The sequence below is a fragment of the Bifidobacterium catenulatum PV20-2 genome, from assembly GCF_000800455.1.
GTDB lineage: Bacteria > Actinomycetota > Actinomycetes > Actinomycetales > Bifidobacteriaceae > Bifidobacterium > Bifidobacterium kashiwanohense_A.
Genome location: NZ_CP007456.1, coordinates 1,961,563 through 1,977,737, shown reverse-complemented (window position 1 = coordinate 1,977,737; position 16,175 = coordinate 1,961,563). Strand labels below are relative to the sequence as shown.

The window sequence follows — 16,175 nt, the reverse complement described above, 5'->3', positions numbered from 1 at the left end:
TGACCTCACGTAATCTCACCAACCTCACATAACCCAGTCCCGCCATACTGAAACTTCAGGTGGCGGGCTTGCTATAACTGGTAAACTTTCATCGGCATATCGAACGATCCTGGAGAAGAACATGGGCGAGTCAAAGCTGGGGCCGAAAGCGGACAGGAAGCGAGTCACCCTGCGAGACGTGGCCGAAGAGGCAGGCGTTTCGCTCAAAACCGCATCCAACGTGATCAACCATTCCGGGCGCATGACCGACTCCACGCGAGAAAAAGTACAGGAAGTCATCGACCGCCTCGGATACCAAGTGAACGTGGCCGCGCGCAATCTCAACCGCGGTAAAACCGGCTTCATCACACTCGCCGTGCCAACCCTGACCGCCCCCTACCTGTCGGAGCTCGCCAATCGCGTGATCGCCGCGGCCCGCGGCCACGGCTATTCCGTATACGTCACCACGTATACCGAAGGATCCGCACAAGGAGCGCAATCACTCCTGCGCAACTTCAACACCACCGTCTCGGACGGCATGATCCTGTCGATCTCCGAAGTCGAAAACCTTGAAGCGACGGACTTGGACGTGGACTATCCGCTCGTATGCGTGGGCGCGCGTTCCACACACGGCAAAGCCGACCACGTTACCCCCGACGATATTCAGGAAGCCCGACTCGCAGCCGAATACCTGTTCGACCATGGCGCAACCCGGCTCGCGGTGGTCGGATCGCGAACCGAACCGGAACACATTGATTCCATACGAGACGCCATTGACGGCAATGCGCAACTGCGACTTCGCGGCGTGCTCGAAGCGTGCGCCGCGCGGGGAGCGGCATTCGATTCCCGACTGGTAATGAGCACTGGGCAGGATTGGACGATCGGCTCTGGCGCTCGCATTACGCAACAGCTCATCGATTCCGGAATTCCATTCGACGGTATTGTGGCGTTCAATGACCAGCTTGCGTTGGGTGCGCTGTTCACTTTGGCTGCGAACGGCATTTCCGTGCCTGAACAGATGCAGGTGATCGGCTTCGACAATATTGAAGAAGCCGCATATTTCCAGCCTCCGCTGACCACCATGGATTCTTGTCTCGACTGGATTGCGCCGACTGCGGTCAGCCGCATTCTCGACCGGATCGACGGCACGCGTGTGCTGGAGCCGAGTTGCATCACCACCCATTCGCACGTGATCGCCCGTGCCACCACCCGCGCGTAGCTGACCTGCCGTCTGCACAGCCAGTTCCGGACTCGCACAGCCGCAGAACAGGACTTGTGCGGACGGGAATTAGCGTCAGTTTGCCGGCAATGCCTGCGCGGGGCAGCCGTGCAGCACGGAAAGCATCGCTCGCTTTTCCTGCGTGGTGACGGTCAGTCCGTACTTGTCTTTCACGCCAATCTGCCGAGCCACGTAATCGCAACGGTATTCGCTGTTCGTCGGCAGCCAGTATGCGGCCGAAGCGGAACCCTTCTGCTGATTCGCCGGCCCATCCACGGCCAGCAGATTGTACATGTCATTGCCGAATTGGTACATCTTCGTATGATCCCATGTGTTCGCGCCCGACTGCCATGCATTCTCCAACGCGACCACATGGTCGATCTGCACCGCCGAAGACGTTTTCACTCCACGCACGAACTGAATGGTCTGACCGGTATACGGGTCATCAAGCGTACCCGACGCAACTTGGCAGCTGCGGCTGTTCTTATATTGCACGTCCGTCAAATCGCGGGCGAGCACATCTTCGCGCACGTCGCAACCATTGCCGTCGTCGTCGGTTTCTCGGAATCCGAACGCGTCGCGATCATATCCGGCTTTGCTGGGATTGTCGTCAACCGTAAGTTTTTCCAACGTTTCCGCGGCAGTGCCGGTTGCCGTGTATTCGCCGGTAATCTCACCTACGGTCGGATTGATTTTCGGCAGAAGCATGCCGATAGTGACGCCGATTACCGCAACGACGACCAGCAGAATGAGAATGCGTTCTAGCGGGCCGTCAGCATTAATCCAACTTTTTTTGAACCGTTTTCCAGCCCGCTGAATATCACGCACATCTTGCTCAATATTCCGATAATTATAAGAATTACGATTATTCTTTCGTGCCATAAGTATTGAAATAATACATGCAACACACTGAAATTGCGGAATTGGGGAATATCAGGCGTAAGTGAACGTCATCGGATCATGACCTGCGCGCGTCGGGCCGTCAAGCGCGTCAATCGCGGCATGCTCTTCAGGAGCAAGCGCGAAACCGAACAGATCGAGATTCTGCTTCTGTCGTTCCGCATGCGTCGACTTGGGGATGATGATTGTTCCATTTTCGATATGCCAGCGCAGGATCACCTGTGCCGGGGTGACCCCGTGCGCGGCTGCGATACGTTCGATCGTGCCATTTCCAGCGTTCAAATCAGCGCCGCGGGCCATCGGCGAATACGCTTCCACTGCAATGCCATGCGCCTTGCAGTATTCCACAACTTCGCGCTGCTGCCAGGTCGGGTGCAGTTCGATCTGGTTGACGGCCGGATATTCACCGGTTTCCTCATACAAGCGGTCAAGATGTTCAGGCATGAAATTGCACACGCCCAGTGTGCGCACGCGGTTTTCCGCACGAAACTCCTGGAATGCCTTCCACGTTTCGCCGGAACGCCAGTCGAACGGCGTCGGCCAGTGCAGCATGTACATGTCCACGTAGTCGAGCTGCAGCAGACTAAGCTGCCGGTCGAACGCCTTGCGCGCGGAATCGTACCCCTGTTCCGAATCGCGCAGCTTCGTGGTCACCCACAGATTCTTGCGATGCTCGCCTTGCGTGAAGCCCGCATTGCGCAACGCACGCCCCACACCGGCCTCGTTGTTGTATCCCGCGGCACCATCGATGTGACGGTATCCGACTTCCAGCGCGCCTTCTACTACGGAAGTAACGCCTTCATCGTCGATGCGCAGTACGCCCAAACCGATCTGCGGAATCAGATTGCCGTCGGAAAGCGTAACCATCGGAGTATGGAAAGTAGCCATGGAAACAACCCCTTGAATCGAATATGCGATGTTCTCCACACCAGTTTAGCGGGAAGCGTAACGGCCGTAACAATTCCATGCAGGTAAGCGCGCTATAACATTGCGCGGATATGGAGGACAATATGGATTCAAAGAATGCAATAACTACTCCGCAACCACAATCTCACCAGCATTACGGGCACGCGCTCGCCGGCATCCTCGGCCCCGCTTTTGTGGCGGCTGTGGCATACGTGGACCCCGGCAACGTGGCTGCAAATGTTACTTCCGGAGCCACATACGGCTATCTGCTGGTATGGGTGCTCGTTCTGGCCAACTGCATGAGCGTGCTCATCCAATACCAGTCAGCCAAACTCGGCATCGTCACGGGCCGGAGTCTGCCGGAGATTCTGGGCGAACGTCTGGGGGATGCCGGCCGGTTCATGTTCTTCATGCAGGCTGAGGTGATCGCCATCGCCACGGATCTGGCGGAGGTGATCGGCGGAGCGATTGCACTGAAACTGCTGTTCGGTCTGCCGTTGTTCGTCGGCGGCTGCATTATCGGCGCGATTTCCACGGTGTTGCTGATTTTCCAGAAGGGGCCTACGCATCGTCTTTTCGAGAAGATGATCATCGCGCTGCTGTTGGTGATCACGTTCGGCTTCATCGCGGGTCTTTTCATCGACCCGCCGAATCCCACGCAGGTGGCAACGGGCTTGATCCCGCGTTTCAAAGGGTCCGCGACCGTGCTCATGGCCGCCTCGATGCTGGGAGCCACGGTGATGCCGCATGCGATTTACCTGCATTCCACACTCGTCAATGACCATTATTCCGCGGGGCAAAAGAAGCCCGACATCAAGACGCTGCTGCATGGCAGCAAGGTCGATGTGGTATGGGCGTTGCTTCTGGCCGGCACGGTGAATCTGGCGCTGCTGATTCTCGCGGCGAATTCGCTGTATGGCGTGACCGGCACTGATTCGATCGAAGGCGCGCAGCATGCCATCGCCGCCGCTCTGGGCCCTGTGATCGGCACGATTTTCTCGATTGGACTGTTGGCTTCCAGTCTGAGCTCCACATCGGTCGGCACGTATGCCGGCGCCGAAATTATGCATGGACTGTTGCGGGTCAAAGCGCCGATGTGGGCGTGCCGCGTGGTGACGCTTGTGCCGGCATTGATTGTACTGTGGTTTGCGAAGAATCCGACGGAGGCGCTGATCATAGGGCAGGTGATACTGTCGATCGGTATTCCGTTCGCGATCATTCCGCTGATGAAATACACTCACGATCGCTCATTAATGGGCGATTATGTGGATGGTTCGGTGAAATTCGCGATTAATATGATAGTTGTTTCGTTGATTGTTGCGCTTAATGTGATTCTCGTCTTCCTCACACTTTCCGGCCGCTCCTAGGCGCATCCCGTTTTCGGTGTCCGCACAGTTGCCTGACGCAGGAATTGCTGGAAAGCTGCTATGCATTTAGGCGCAGATGTTTGCGGATTCTGGCTGGGGGGGGGGTGTAATTGTAGACGGTGAATCTTCCTTTGTTGGACCGCTTGGTTTCGTACAGCGCTAGGTCGGCCTGTTTGACGCATTGGTCGAAATCCACTTCGCCTCTGATATCTTCGCTGTTTCCTTCATCCGTGTTTCTGCTGATGCCCGTGTTTCTGCTGATGCCCGTGTTTCTGCGGATGCGGCTGGCGGCAATGCGGCATACGCCTACGCTGCAACGCACGTCTTGCCCGTGCTGTTCCGAGGTGCGTGCCAACTGTTGGAAGAATATGCCCAGCGTGGTTTCGAGCACCTGTTCGCTGGCGGTATTGCGAATGAGCGCCAAGAATTCGTCGCCGCCATATCGGCAGATAATGTCATCTTGCCGGTAGATGTGCCGAAGTTGGGATGCGACCTCGCGAATCCAGAAATCGCCGGCCGTGTGTCCATATGTGTCATTGATGGTTTTGAAATCGTCGATGTCAATGAACATCAGCAGTGCCTCATCGCGCGAACCCATGCGGTTGAAGTATTCGCGCATGCGTTTCCATCCCGCTTCCTTGTTCAGCAAACCGGTCATGCCGTCATGTTCGGCTTCGTATCTTGCTTTTCGGTAGTCGGCCTGTTGCGAGTGGAATCGCAGGTTTATTTCCACGGTGTCCATAATGAACATGATCTGTGTGGAAATTACGGCCGCCAAACATTGCAATGAAAAACCGTATGCCAGTGCTTGGTAGATGGTCGCCAATACCGGAAGCACGAAGAACGACATCATGGCGAGGAAAATAGTGCGATTAAGATTCTTGCGATATGAGATCAGCATGAAGAGGCATACTGAGATTCCCAAGACCGCAATTGCCTGCGCAAGAAGATAGTAATTACCGCGATGGTAACGATTGTGGTCATCGAAATAGTAGAAAAGACCAGTGAATTGAGTGATGATGAGTAAAAGAATTCCGCTTGCGGATAATGCGTAGACGGCATACAATGCGGCTGGTTTGTGATGATTATGGTTGCTTACTGTCAACCACATATAGGTTGTGAATAAACTCATGAAAATATAATTAATGCAGAATACGGAGAAATTACCGAGTCGCACCATGTAATATGCGGTTTCTCCGGGATTGTTGAGAAAATACCAGCTGAGCGCGTCGGCTCCAAGAAGAAGCATGCAGGCGATCTGCATGAGTATTTTGATGCGAGTTCGTCTGTTTTTGTGTGGTGTGGCAATGAAAATTCCGCCTGTGCAAATCAAGCATATGAAAATACCCCACAACTCCATGCAGATGTGGAACATGGCCCTAACTGTCATCATCCCCCCCCCGGCGCTGCCTACGCCGAAAACTTGTCTACCGCTTTGCGTGTCATGATACCTCTAAATGGGGGAGCGCTACCCCGAAATGACAAAAACGGGAATTCGTAAGCGAATATCCATGCCTCTGTCATACGGGCTATCATATAGTTTGTGCGTTTGAATGTGGAGAAGGTGATTGATGTCAGCGAAGCGGAGCATGTCCCGAGCGCTTACTCGAGAGGAATCGTATCAGAACGGTCATTTAACGCGCACGGCGTTTATTTCCATTGCGATTCTTACATTTATTACGTTCGTCGGTAATTTCACGCAATTGCAGTTGAGTGCCGCGTTGCCGACGATCGTCAGTGATTTCGGTATTTCCGTTACGACCGGTCAGTGGCTGACATCGATTTTCCAGCTGGTCATGGGCGTGATGGTGCCGCTTACGGCATACCTTACGAGACGTTTTTCGACTCGCGAAATCGTGCTTGTTTCCATGGTTGTGTTCACGATCGGTTCGCTGTTCGCCTGGCTTGGTCCAACATTTTTGATGGTGCTGATCGGGCGTTTGCTTGAGGCGGTTGGCACGGGTGTGATGTGGCCGGTGCTGCAGATTACTGTGTTTTCGATTTATCCGCTGTCTCGCCGTGGTTTCGCAATGGGTACGGTTGGCATGGCGATGAGCGTGGCTCCGGCGATCGGTCCGACGCTTGGCGGCGTGCAGACGGATTTGAACGGTTGGCGTTCAATTTTCCTCACGTTGACCATTATCGGCGTTATCTCGCTGCTTCTTGCCTATTTTGGATTGCATAATTTCGGCGAGAACGATAAAACCGCGAAGGCTGACTTTTTCTCCGTTGGACTGTCTGTTTTCGGTTTTGGCGGCTTAATGTTCGGCTTTACGAATATTGAATCGTATTCGTTTGTAAATCCGATGGTTTGGCTGCCAATGGTGATTGGCGTTACGGGAATTATTTGGTTTGTGTTCCGCCAGATTCATGGCGCGCGCAGGCAGATTGAAAATTCTGAAGCGCAACCGCCGCTGTTGAATTTGAGCGTGTTGAAGAATCGTAGTTTTACTGTTGGCACGATCACGGCCGCGCTTGCGTTCTTCGCGTTCAGTTCGATTATGGTGATCATGCCCCTGTACATTCAGGATTGCCGTGGCTATTCTGCTGCGATTAGCGGCCTGGTGATGCTTCCTGGCGCGCTTGGCCAGTGCATTTCGCAGTTTTTCGGCGGTAAGGTGCTTGACCGTTTCGGTGCGCGTCCGGTGGCGTTGATCGGTACGATTACCTTGTGTTTCGGTACGGTCATGATGAGTTTGATTTCCATGACTTCGTGGATTTGGTGGGTGTCGATTTGGCAGTTTGTGCGCCAGATCGGCATGGGTTTCGTGTTGATGCCGATCACCACATGGTCGCTGAATTGTTTGGAACCGGAAGAGGTGAGCGCCGGATCCGCGGTGACGAATACGGTTCGTCAGATTGCGGGCGCGATTGGCGCTCCGGTGCTGGTGATTTTGATGGAGACGTTCACGTCTCTTCGTTGGGCTGCGCTTGGTGGCACAAAAGCCGTGTATGCGGCTGCCAACGTGTTCGGCATTCAGTGGGCGCTTCGTGTTAGCGCGGCAATCTGCTTTGTGATGGTGCTGATGGTGTTCTTCGGCGTGCGCGGCCAGGGTGCCGGTTCCACGCATGAAACCGTGCAACGCGCCCTCAGCCGTAGGCGTGCCGCCTGAGTTGCCCGCGTGCCCTCAGTCGCAACGCGCCTCTGTCCGAAAACCCCACTCGCTGGAATAATCATCCCGCTAAAAGGCTTGTGAACGTCCGGATTCTTCCAGTGGGTGGGGGAATCCAGACGTTTAGGAGTGCCTTGGCGTCCGGATTGTTCCAGCCGCTGGAGGATTCTGGACGTTTAGTCGTGTGCTAGAGTCCGGATTCTTCCAGCCAATGGGAGATTTACCCCGCTGAGTTTCTCTGTCCAACAATGGCTTTCAGTTGAAATATTGTCTCAAATTGATAAGTGGTCGTCATTTTTTCTATTTTTTGTATATGAAATACGCTATTCTTGTTTTGTGTTGACATATTGAACGACGATAAGACAAGGGAGTGCTGCTATGATCCGTCTGAAGTCGTTGTCCTTGCAGGATATAAAAAACGTTGAAAAAGGCATGGTTGTCTTTTCTGATCTGCCTTCCGGGGGAAGTGTTACTGGAATTTATGGTCAGAACGGGTCTGGCAAAACTGCGGTTATTACGGTGGTGCGCTGCCTCCGGTGTTTGATGGCGGGGTGGTCGGTGCCTGATGAATGCATCGTTGGGCTTGTGCGTCAGGGAAGTGAATCGGCGTCGATTTCTGCTGTTTTTTCTGTTGGTGATGATGAGGTCGGATATTCTGTTCGCCTGAAACCTATTGAGAATGGAAAGGCTCATGTTGGCCAAGAGACGGTTGAATTGCGTTCTCCAGGTGAAAGAAAGCGTGTTCTTCTGGATCATAAGGTTTCCGAGGAAGACGAGATGGGTCTTCTTGTTTCCACCTTGTCTCCGGTCAGTCAATGGAATTCGTTGAAATCGGTACGTAGGGCTGATGAAAAATTCCGTCAGGAAGAGACTCTTGCGTGGAGCCAAGGTCGTTCTTTCGTTTTCGCCACGAGTTTTTTTGATGCTTTGAAGGTGATTGATGAAGAGATTTCCGATACTTCCAATCTGCCGAAGGCAAAGAGGGATGCGCGGGATACGAATCTTCGCCCATTGATTTCGGTGCTGTCGGCATTGTCGAATTACGCGCGTGAAAACATGAGGATTATGACAACTCGCGAGGGTGCAGCGGTTTCTTTTGGATGTGTGCCAATTGCGCACGGATCCAGATTCGATGTGCTGAACATCACGCAGCCGGTCATTGTGCCTCAGGATTTGCAGCCGGTCATCGAGCAGATGGTTGAGCAGTCCAATGAGGTGTTGCCTACGGTTATTCCGGGCCTTCAGCTGGGCTGTGACATGCAAGATGACGTTACCGATGATAGGCAACCTGGCGTGCGTGTATTTTTGAGAAGCGAACGTAACGGTGTTGCTATACCATTTTGGGCGGAATCCGAAGGCGTCAAGCGTATTGTCGGCATGATGTCTTTGCTGATTAGGATGTTTAATGAATCCGATGTGTGTATCGCCATCGATGAAATTGATTCCGGTATTTTCGAAATTCTGCTAGGTACCTTGCTTCAGGTGATTGCTGAATATGGCAGAGGACAGTTAATTTTTACTGCTCATAATCTGCGCGTGCTGGAAGTGCTTTCAGATAAATCTATTGTTTTCTCAACATCAAATCCGAAGAATCGTTTTACGACAATTAAAGGTGTTCGCGATAGTAATAATTTGAGAAATATGTATATTCGTGCTGTGAATATTGACGATCAGCCTGAGGAATTGGCTCCGCGAGTTCGAAAGTCGAGAGTTGCGGTCGCTTTCAATAAGGCGGGACGCGTAATGAGAAAGGATGACCATGCCTAATAAAGTCATTCCAATCATTACGGAAGGTGAGACTGATGGCTGCATTGTTGATGCCTTCGAGGAAGCGTTTTATAGTGAGCGACTCAGCTTTACCGGAGTGGCATCGGGCGGCGATATTACGTTATATAAAATTCATCCAGAGAATTTTCGAGGCCTTTCTGGTGCGGGAATTACCGGAAAGGTAAGAACGTTAATTAAGCAAGAGATTGAACGGCGACATGAATTCAGAGAACGTGATGTTATTGCGGTTGCGCTATTAATGGATTTGGACGGTGCGTTTATTCCTGATTCGCAGATATTTGAAGGTATTGAATTAAAATACCGTGCTGACTCTATTGAAACGAATCGTGTTAAAGAAATCAGATTGCGTCATCGTGAGAAAAAGGTTCGTGTCAGTGAGCTGGTGGATAACTGTTCCGAGCTTAAAATCGGCTCAAAGATGGTTCCATTTCGAGCTTTCTACATGTCGAGAAATTTGGAACATGCACTATGGGATATTGCGGATAATCTGACTGGAAATGCAGGGAAAAATCGTAAACGTGAGCTATCTCTTGCGTTTATTGAAAAATGTGAGTCGGATCCTAATTATTTTAAGGATTTGATTACTTCAGATGCGGTGCTTCATGGCTGTTCTGAGTACCGCAATTCATGGTTGTGGGCCTTTGAAGGATTGCACTCTTTGCAGCGTGGGTCAAACGTTGGATTGTTGCCATCTGAGCTTGGATTTACGTGGCCAGATGAGTGTTAGGGTCCTGTTTCTTCCAGTGATTGGGGCGGGATCTTGAAACGACTGATTTATTTATTCTTCTTCGTTGGGCTTGTATTCCACTACGCTGAGGGCCACCACGCCTGCGCTGGTGTGCACGAACACATTGGCGCTTCCGCCTACGGCTTCCAAGCCTTCCACTAGGTGTGAGATTGGCTCGGAATCAAGCATCGGCAGCACTTGCGCCACGCCGTCTGCGTCGGTGACGGTGAGCGTATCGTCCAAATATCCGGATGCGAGCGTTTCGTCGATGGCGCTTTCGAATTTGGCCAGTTTGCTGATTTCCTCTTCGGCGGCCTTGTTTGCAGCCACTTCCACAGCTTGCGCCACTTCTTCTCGCATTGCCTCTTCGCTCATGATTGCCTCTTTTGCTACTGCCTCTTTTGTTAAGCGCCATTTTTCAACCTATAGATTATCGGATGAACGTATCAGAACAATTCCAAATGCTGGAAAGTGTCCATATAGTGACACTTTTGTGAAAGCGTAATCCTCAATGCGCGCGGGAAATATATGCGGGGATGAACGCGGGTAATGTTCAGAGAAGAGATGTTGTGAGAGATGTTGTGAAAAACGATGCGTGGGACTATCGGTTGCAACATGTGATTGCATACGATTGCGGATTGCGCGGAACGGGAAGATGAAACGGGAATATGGAACAGGAAAGGAGCGCGCATGACTCGACTTGGCGACGTTCAGCGCAATGAAACGCGTCACGAAACGCGTTCAACGTTGCTGACGGTTTTGCTTTGGTTGGTCACCGCGGTCATTGTGGTGGCGATGTTGTTGCGCATGCTGCCGAATAATCTTGATGGTAAACGCTATGTGCCTCTGGTTGTTGCGCTGATGCCGTGGCTGGGTTTGCTTTCCGCTGTGATTGTGGTTTTTGCTCTGACGATTCGCCGTATCGGCAAACGAAGGGCGTTGGCTGCATTGAGCGCGGTATGCGTGGTCATACAAGTCGCTTGGCATTGGGGGTATGTTGTGCCGGCTGCCAGCCCTGCCGCACAGCCCATGGCAACGGTTCGTGTTATGACGTTCAACACAAAGCAAGGTGTTGCCGATGCACAACAAATCGTTGAAACAATACGCGACGAGCATATCGAAGTCTTGGCAATGCAAGAGGTTTCTTCGGATTTGCTGAACAGACTGAACGATGAGGGAATCGCAGATTATCTTCCATATTTCGTTATTCCGCAGCTTACATGGCATGATAATGGCGGTGTGAATGTGCTGTACAGTGCGCATCCGTTGCAGGAAGCAACTGAGAATCTTATTCCTATAGAATCAAGCAGCATTCCTGCTGCAACCGTTGTGCTCAACGGAAGAACAGTGAGATTCGGGTCGGTGCATCCTTTTTCTCCGCGTCCCAGAAATCAGGGTTTATGGAATAAAAGTTTGGATTCTATCGCTCAATTACGGCATTATGGCAATAATGAATCATATGTTTTGATGGGTGATTTTAATTCCACATGGGATCATGCAAGTTTTAGATATTTGCTTGGTGATCGTTTTACTGACGCTGGTCAGAGCGCGGGGGAGGGTCTGCATATGACGTTCCCTGCAGTATTTCCGATTGCTGAAATCGACCATATTATTTATGACAAGGGCGTGCGTGCAACTGATCTTGCAACCAAGCGGATTCAAGGTTCCGACCATCTCGCACTGCTTGCCACCCTAACCATTGCATAGCGGCGGAAAGCGGCGGCGGAAACGAACTTCCGCGATAAGCCTGCAACTCAAGAAGCACGCTCCTTTGCCGAAGGTGTATATGTTTCCTGCGGTATCCCCTAAGGGGTAAAACGGTTAAACCCCAAATTGTAATATCTATACCTGAGGTAAGATTGAGGATTGTAGTTTCCATAAGTAGGTAGAGATACAAAGGGGTGTGCGGTATGCATATCATGTTCGTCTGTACAGGCAATATCTGCCGGTCGCCTATGGGCGAACTCTTGCTCACTCGCTACCTCGCTGGCACCACTGTGCAGGTTTCCAGCGCCGGCACGCGTGGCCTTCCGCGATGCCAGATGGATCCGTCCAGTGCCAGACTTATGACCAGCGTCAACATTGAACCAAGCGGATTCCGATCCCGCAGACTCACCCGATCTATGGCTGAGAGTGCTGATCTGATTCTCTGCTTCGAGAAAGAACAGCGCAAAGACATCGTTGCCCTCGCGCCCGGCGCGGTCCGTTATACATTTCTGCTTAACGACTTCGCCAATATGTGCCAATACTGCGCGCAAAACGGCATGGTAAGCGGACTGACCATCCAGGAGCGTCTTGCATCCGTTATCAAAGTCTCTTCCATGATTCGTCCGATGTTGCCCACTCCCAAAGATATCGATGACCCGCACGGCAAGTCGTTCGACAAGTTCCGTATCGCGGCCAACCAAACCAATAATGCTCTGCGAACCATGCTGAAGAGCATGAAAAAGCATTACGGCGTGGGTATGGCGCCTGTTCGCTCGCAGATTTGTTCTGTGCGGTCCACTACCGCCTACAATATGTGGGCTTAGATGACGGTGGCCGTCAGTGACCGGCGATTAAGCATGATTATGCTGAGTCGGTTAGGATTTTGATATCGGATTACGAAAGATGTGATTCGATAGTCTCTATCATTTCCCTAGAAAGAGAAGATTATGAAGAGAATGATGGGACTACTGCTTTCCACTGCGTTGGTTGTAGGCTCTGCCGTTTCCGCTGATTTGGCGATTGCTGACGAAGACGTCGCTCCGATTGCCTCTGGCGGTACGGATAGCACGATTATGACCGGAGGCGCAGCTCCTTTGCCTACGGATTTGGATTCGGTGCCTGCAAGGCGCACGGATTCTGGAACGGGCACGGTTGGTCAAGGCAACCTTGTTCTGCTGGTGCGATTCGCTGGAGACACCGTGGGCGACTATGAGACGGTCAGCAAGCAGGATGGAACCACCACTCAGGCGTGGACTGGTTTTAACTCGATGTATGCGTATGATGAAACCGATACGATATGGCATCGGTTCATGCTCGATTACAATGCTGTGAACCGCCAGTACTCTGCTCCCAGTGTGCGAGACCTCATTTACACGTATTCGCAGGGGAAGCATGATCTCATCAGTTCTTTCCCGCAAACCACAAACGATTTGCACGTCGAATATCTCACGCTCGACCATGAGGCTAGCTATTACGCGTCCAAAGCGAACAGCGCATATCTTGATGATGCCGCGCTAGCTAAGGATGCGCTGGCCAAGTTCCAACAAAGGTATCCGAATTTCGACACTTCTGAGGTGAACACCAACGCGGATTCCTACGTGGATTGCCTCACCGTCATTCCGCAGGTACCTGCAGGCCTCAACGGATGGACCTCGCATAGCAGTAATATCGGTGGCCAAGGTGTGAAACTCGGCTCTTTGGATGTTGCCGAATTCAATCTTATTGATTCTAAGTCGTTCTCATCTGGTACCGCACAAACGCAATCGGGCGTTCCAGCGTATTCGTACAGTGCGGGTGGTGTCAGCGCGCATGAATACATGCACACGTTGGGAGCGAAGGATTTGTATGTGCGCGGAAGCAATGGCGATACTGTGAACAAACCTGTTGCCATTTGGGACAACATGGCTAGTTCCGGAAGCTATTCATGGCCGCTGGCCATTACTCGGGAAAGACTCGGGTGGACGATCCTGAACGAAGTGAATCAGGCCGGAACGTACACGTTGCACAGTATTGGCAGTGGCCAGCAAGCCATCAAGGTGAAAAGCCCGCTGAACAGCAATGAGTATTTTGTTATCGAATACAGGCATAAAGGGAATGGCTACATCGGTTCCGACGTTATGGACAAGTACATTGGAGCCAGCGGACTTATTGTGTATCGTGTCAATCCTGCGCTTGATGACGAGGGCAATGCCGCTCCATCAAGTCAAGGGTATAATGTGTATGTTTTCCGTCCGGCAGACACTGATAATACATACAAGGGCGGCGACGGTAATACTTCAAGTTCGTATATTTCCGCACAGAACGCAGTCATCAATGCGACCGGAACGTTCCGCAATGCCATAGGCTCAACGGACTTGAACGCCTCATTCAATGACGATGCGCTCGTATACTCGAACGGCATCAATTCCGGAATCAAAATCACGGCTGTCACGGATGGCGATGGCAGCTGCACATTCGATCTTGAATTCGCGGATTATCAGGCTGATTCGGGATCATGGAGCGAAACAGGTGACGTTCCGGAAGGATTCAACTCTCAAGGGATCTGGAATACGTCTACAGCCACGGACGGAACGAACCTGTATGTGGTGAAAAACACGTCGAACAGCGCCACCGTATACCTCTACGATGGTTCGTCATGGAAGCAACTGGGAAGCCCCATTGCTGACGCGGCGAGCTATGCCACCACAATCGCCTGGTACAAGGATCATCTGTACCTGTTGACGCAAAACTACAGTGCGGCCGGGGCGAAGCTGTACCGTTTCTCTGACAATGTCTGGCAGCAGGTCGGAACGATATCACTGACTGGGCAAGGTAATGCCGCAAGTCTCGCTGTTGTCGGAAGCAAGCTTTGCGTTTTTGCCAGTAATGGAGCTGACTGGGGCAAGTCCGCCACGCAGCAGGTATACCAGTATGATGGCGATACGCTCATCAAGTTGGGTCCATTGTTTACGTCCGGAAGCATCAGCAAGGCTGTATTGACGGAGATTGGCGGCAATCCCGCCATCGTGTACTCCGATCAGCGAACAGTGGTCATGTCTTTGCGCAATGGCAGCTGGAACGCGTTAACGTCGACCGGCAATGCCGTAGCCATGTTAGATGCAGCCATGGCTGGAGACGGGTCAACCTATGTTTTGAGTTACCAATCCGGATCTTCGCAAGGATCGTATTCGCTGATGAAATTCAATGCAGATGGCGAACTGCAGCAAACTGACGAGGTGACGGGTCTGCCGGCGAATTGCGTGGGACTCGCCCTTTCTGGAGGCCTCAAACAACTGTTCGTAGTCGCTTTAGACAACACGGGTGTGGGGAAAAGCTTCGCTGCTGACTTGAACTCGCCGACGACATTCGCCGAGCAGAATGGACGTTTCGCGGTTTCCGCTAGTTCCAGCTTGGACGCGGTGATGATAGGAAACAAGCTGTATATGGCTGCCGCCGACTACTCGGCGAACATGCTGACTGTGCGGTATCAAACGGTCGGTGATTCGGTCGCTCCCGGAGGAAACGGTGAAAGCGCGTCTTCCAGCACCATTCCCGCGGTAACGTTTGATGCCGCATCGTTGACATTGCTTGGTGAGATTGGCGTCAATATTTTCGCGAAGAGTCTGCCGGATCGGGTGAAGAACGATAGTGGTGCGACCATCACCTTCTCGAAGGAAGGCTGTGCCGATAAGACGTCGTATGTTAAGAATCATCTGCAAAACGATGGACGATATAAATTCACGTATGAGATCGTGGCCAAGGAGATGAACGACATATTCACTGCCACGATCAGGCTTTCCGACGGAACTCAGGTGCCTATTAAAACGTCGAACGGCAGTTACGGAAATAATGGCGGTTTCTCGTATAAAGTGACATCTTTCTTGAATTATGTGAAAGATAATTCGCAAGATGAGAAATTCAAGAAACTGGCTGTTGCCATGGATAACTATGGCAGGTGCGCCCAGCGTCTTTTCAACTATCATGCCGACGAAGCAGGTCAGGTCGATTCGAACACTGCCGTCACTGCTGATGTGTTGAAGCAATACGAACTTCAGAAAAACGGTCAGGTGAACGGCATTCAATTGACGGCGGCTTCGCTGGATCTTGAAACGCGTACCAGCCTCAATTTGGTCTTCACCCTTTCGAATGGGCAGTCCATTGGCGGGTACACGTTTGCGATCGATGGTAAGACTATGTCTCCACAGTTGCGCTCGGATGGAAAATACCAGCTCAAAATCAGCAATATACCGTCTAAAGACCTTGGAAACATGCATCAGGTGGTTGTCAAGGGCGGTGATGGATCCGCCCAGACCATCCAAGTAGCTCCTTTGACGTATGCTTATAGTGTAATGGAACTGTATGGGCAAGATACTTCACAAACGAAGCTATGCGATTTGGTCAGGGCTTTGTACGTGTATAATCAAGCCGCAAGTGATTTTCTTGGAGGTCAACGATGAAGGAAACCTGGTCTGCTCCGCACATGGAAGCCG

12 protein-coding genes are annotated in these 16,175 nt (G+C 51.9%); 8 read left to right on the top strand and 4 right to left on the bottom strand.

The window, feature by feature from the left end; all coding sequences use genetic code 11:
* Positions 1–121: 121 nt before the first annotated feature.
* Positions 122–1,198: a LacI family DNA-binding transcriptional regulator gene (locus AH68_RS08505; RefSeq protein ID WP_039199219.1), complete on the top strand. Its 1,077-nt coding sequence runs from the start codon at positions 122–124 to the stop codon at positions 1,196–1,198.
* Positions 1,199–1,273: 75 nt separating this feature from the next.
* On the opposite strand, the gene AH68_RS08500 is transcribed toward AH68_RS08505, so the two are convergent.
* Positions 1,274–2,080 carry an HNH endonuclease family protein gene (locus tag AH68_RS08500; RefSeq protein ID WP_236682397.1) on the bottom strand — a complete coding sequence of 269 codons (807 nt, stop codon included), beginning with the start codon at positions 2,078–2,080 and terminating at the stop codon, positions 1,274–1,276.
* 51 nt (positions 2,081–2,131) lie between these two features.
* Entirely contained in the window at positions 2,132–2,986 is an 855-nt protein-coding gene (locus AH68_RS08495; RefSeq protein ID WP_039200024.1) for an aldo/keto reductase, read from the bottom strand.
* Between the two features lie 122 nt (positions 2,987–3,108).
* Here AH68_RS08495 and AH68_RS08490 point away from each other — a divergent pair, with 122 nt between their 5' ends.
* Positions 3,109–4,371: an Nramp family divalent metal transporter gene (locus AH68_RS08490; protein ID WP_236682396.1), complete on the top strand. Its 1,263-nt coding sequence runs from the start codon at positions 3,109–3,111 to the stop codon at positions 4,369–4,371.
* Positions 4,372–4,429: 58 nt separating this feature from the next.
* Here the strand turns inward: AH68_RS08490 and AH68_RS11100 are convergent, their stop codons facing one another.
* Positions 4,430–5,272 carry a GGDEF domain-containing protein gene (locus AH68_RS11100; protein WP_236682395.1) on the bottom strand — a complete coding sequence of 281 codons (843 nt, stop codon included), beginning with the start codon at positions 5,270–5,272 and terminating at the stop codon, positions 4,430–4,432.
* Positions 5,273–5,942: 670 nt separating this feature from the next.
* On the opposite strand from AH68_RS11100, the gene AH68_RS08480 reads away from it, so the two are divergent.
* The 3 genes from AH68_RS08480 (at position 5,943) to AH68_RS08470 (ending at position 9,999) form a co-directional block, all read left to right on the top strand.
* On the top strand, positions 5,943–7,484 hold the full coding sequence (locus AH68_RS08480; protein ID WP_039199216.1) for an MDR family MFS transporter: 1,542 nt from the start codon (positions 5,943–5,945) through the stop codon (positions 7,482–7,484).
* Between the two features lie 378 nt (positions 7,485–7,862).
* On the top strand, positions 7,863–9,251 hold the full coding sequence (locus AH68_RS08475) for an AAA family ATPase (protein ID WP_039199215.1): 1,389 nt from the start codon (positions 7,863–7,865) through the stop codon (positions 9,249–9,251).
* The gene (locus AH68_RS08470; protein ID WP_144245727.1) at positions 9,244–9,999 is read left to right on the top strand and encodes a hypothetical protein; all 756 of its coding nucleotides are present in this window, start codon (positions 9,244–9,246) and stop codon (positions 9,997–9,999) included. The genes AH68_RS08475 and AH68_RS08470 overlap by 8 nt, the downstream gene beginning before the upstream one ends.
* Before the next feature lie 51 nt (positions 10,000–10,050).
* On the opposite strand, the gene AH68_RS08465 is transcribed toward AH68_RS08470, so the two are convergent.
* The gene (locus tag AH68_RS08465; RefSeq protein WP_173405859.1) at positions 10,051–10,374 is read right to left on the bottom strand and encodes a hypothetical protein; all 324 of its coding nucleotides are present in this window, start codon (positions 10,372–10,374) and stop codon (positions 10,051–10,053) included.
* A gap of 315 nt (positions 10,375–10,689) precedes the next feature.
* Between AH68_RS08465 and AH68_RS08460 the strand changes: the two genes are divergently transcribed.
* From AH68_RS08460 to AH68_RS08450, 3 genes are all read left to right on the top strand, one after another.
* Entirely contained in the window at positions 10,690–11,706 is a 1,017-nt protein-coding gene (locus tag AH68_RS08460) for an endonuclease/exonuclease/phosphatase family protein (protein ID WP_039199212.1), read from the top strand.
* 203 nt (positions 11,707–11,909) lie between these two features.
* The gene (locus AH68_RS08455) at positions 11,910–12,530 is read left to right on the top strand and encodes an arsenate reductase/protein-tyrosine-phosphatase family protein (RefSeq protein WP_039199211.1); all 621 of its coding nucleotides are present in this window, start codon (positions 11,910–11,912) and stop codon (positions 12,528–12,530) included.
* Between the two features lie 123 nt (positions 12,531–12,653).
* The gene (locus AH68_RS08450) at positions 12,654–16,142 is read left to right on the top strand and encodes a hypothetical protein (RefSeq protein WP_144245726.1); all 3,489 of its coding nucleotides are present in this window, start codon (positions 12,654–12,656) and stop codon (positions 16,140–16,142) included.
* The last annotated feature ends 33 nt before the right edge of the window (positions 16,143–16,175 follow it).

Coding starts and splice junctions, on each gene's coding strand:
- AH68_RS08505 (WP_039199219.1), top strand. CDS start 122: ATGGGCGAGTCAAAGCTGGGGCCGAAAGCGGACAGGAAGCGAGTCACC.
- AH68_RS08500 (WP_236682397.1), bottom strand. CDS start 2,080: ATGGCACGAAAGAATAATCGTAATTCTTATAATTATCGGAATATTGAG.
- AH68_RS08495 (WP_039200024.1), bottom strand. CDS start 2,986: ATGGCTACTTTCCATACTCCGATGGTTACGCTTTCCGACGGCAATCTG.
- AH68_RS08490 (WP_236682396.1), top strand. CDS start 3,109: ATGGATTCAAAGAATGCAATAACTACTCCGCAACCACAATCTCACCAG.
- AH68_RS11100 (WP_236682395.1), bottom strand. CDS start 5,272: ATGCTGATCTCATATCGCAAGAATCTTAATCGCACTATTTTCCTCGCC.
- AH68_RS08480 (WP_039199216.1), top strand. CDS start 5,943: ATGTCAGCGAAGCGGAGCATGTCCCGAGCGCTTACTCGAGAGGAATCG.
- AH68_RS08475 (WP_039199215.1), top strand. CDS start 7,863: ATGATCCGTCTGAAGTCGTTGTCCTTGCAGGATATAAAAAACGTTGAA.
- AH68_RS08470 (WP_144245727.1), top strand. CDS start 9,244: ATGCCTAATAAAGTCATTCCAATCATTACGGAAGGTGAGACTGATGGC.
- AH68_RS08465 (WP_173405859.1), bottom strand. CDS start 10,374: ATGAGCGAAGAGGCAATGCGAGAAGAAGTGGCGCAAGCTGTGGAAGTG.
- AH68_RS08460 (WP_039199212.1), top strand. CDS start 10,690: ATGACTCGACTTGGCGACGTTCAGCGCAATGAAACGCGTCACGAAACG.
- AH68_RS08455 (WP_039199211.1), top strand. CDS start 11,910: ATGCATATCATGTTCGTCTGTACAGGCAATATCTGCCGGTCGCCTATG.
- AH68_RS08450 (WP_144245726.1), top strand. CDS start 12,654: ATGAAGAGAATGATGGGACTACTGCTTTCCACTGCGTTGGTTGTAGGC.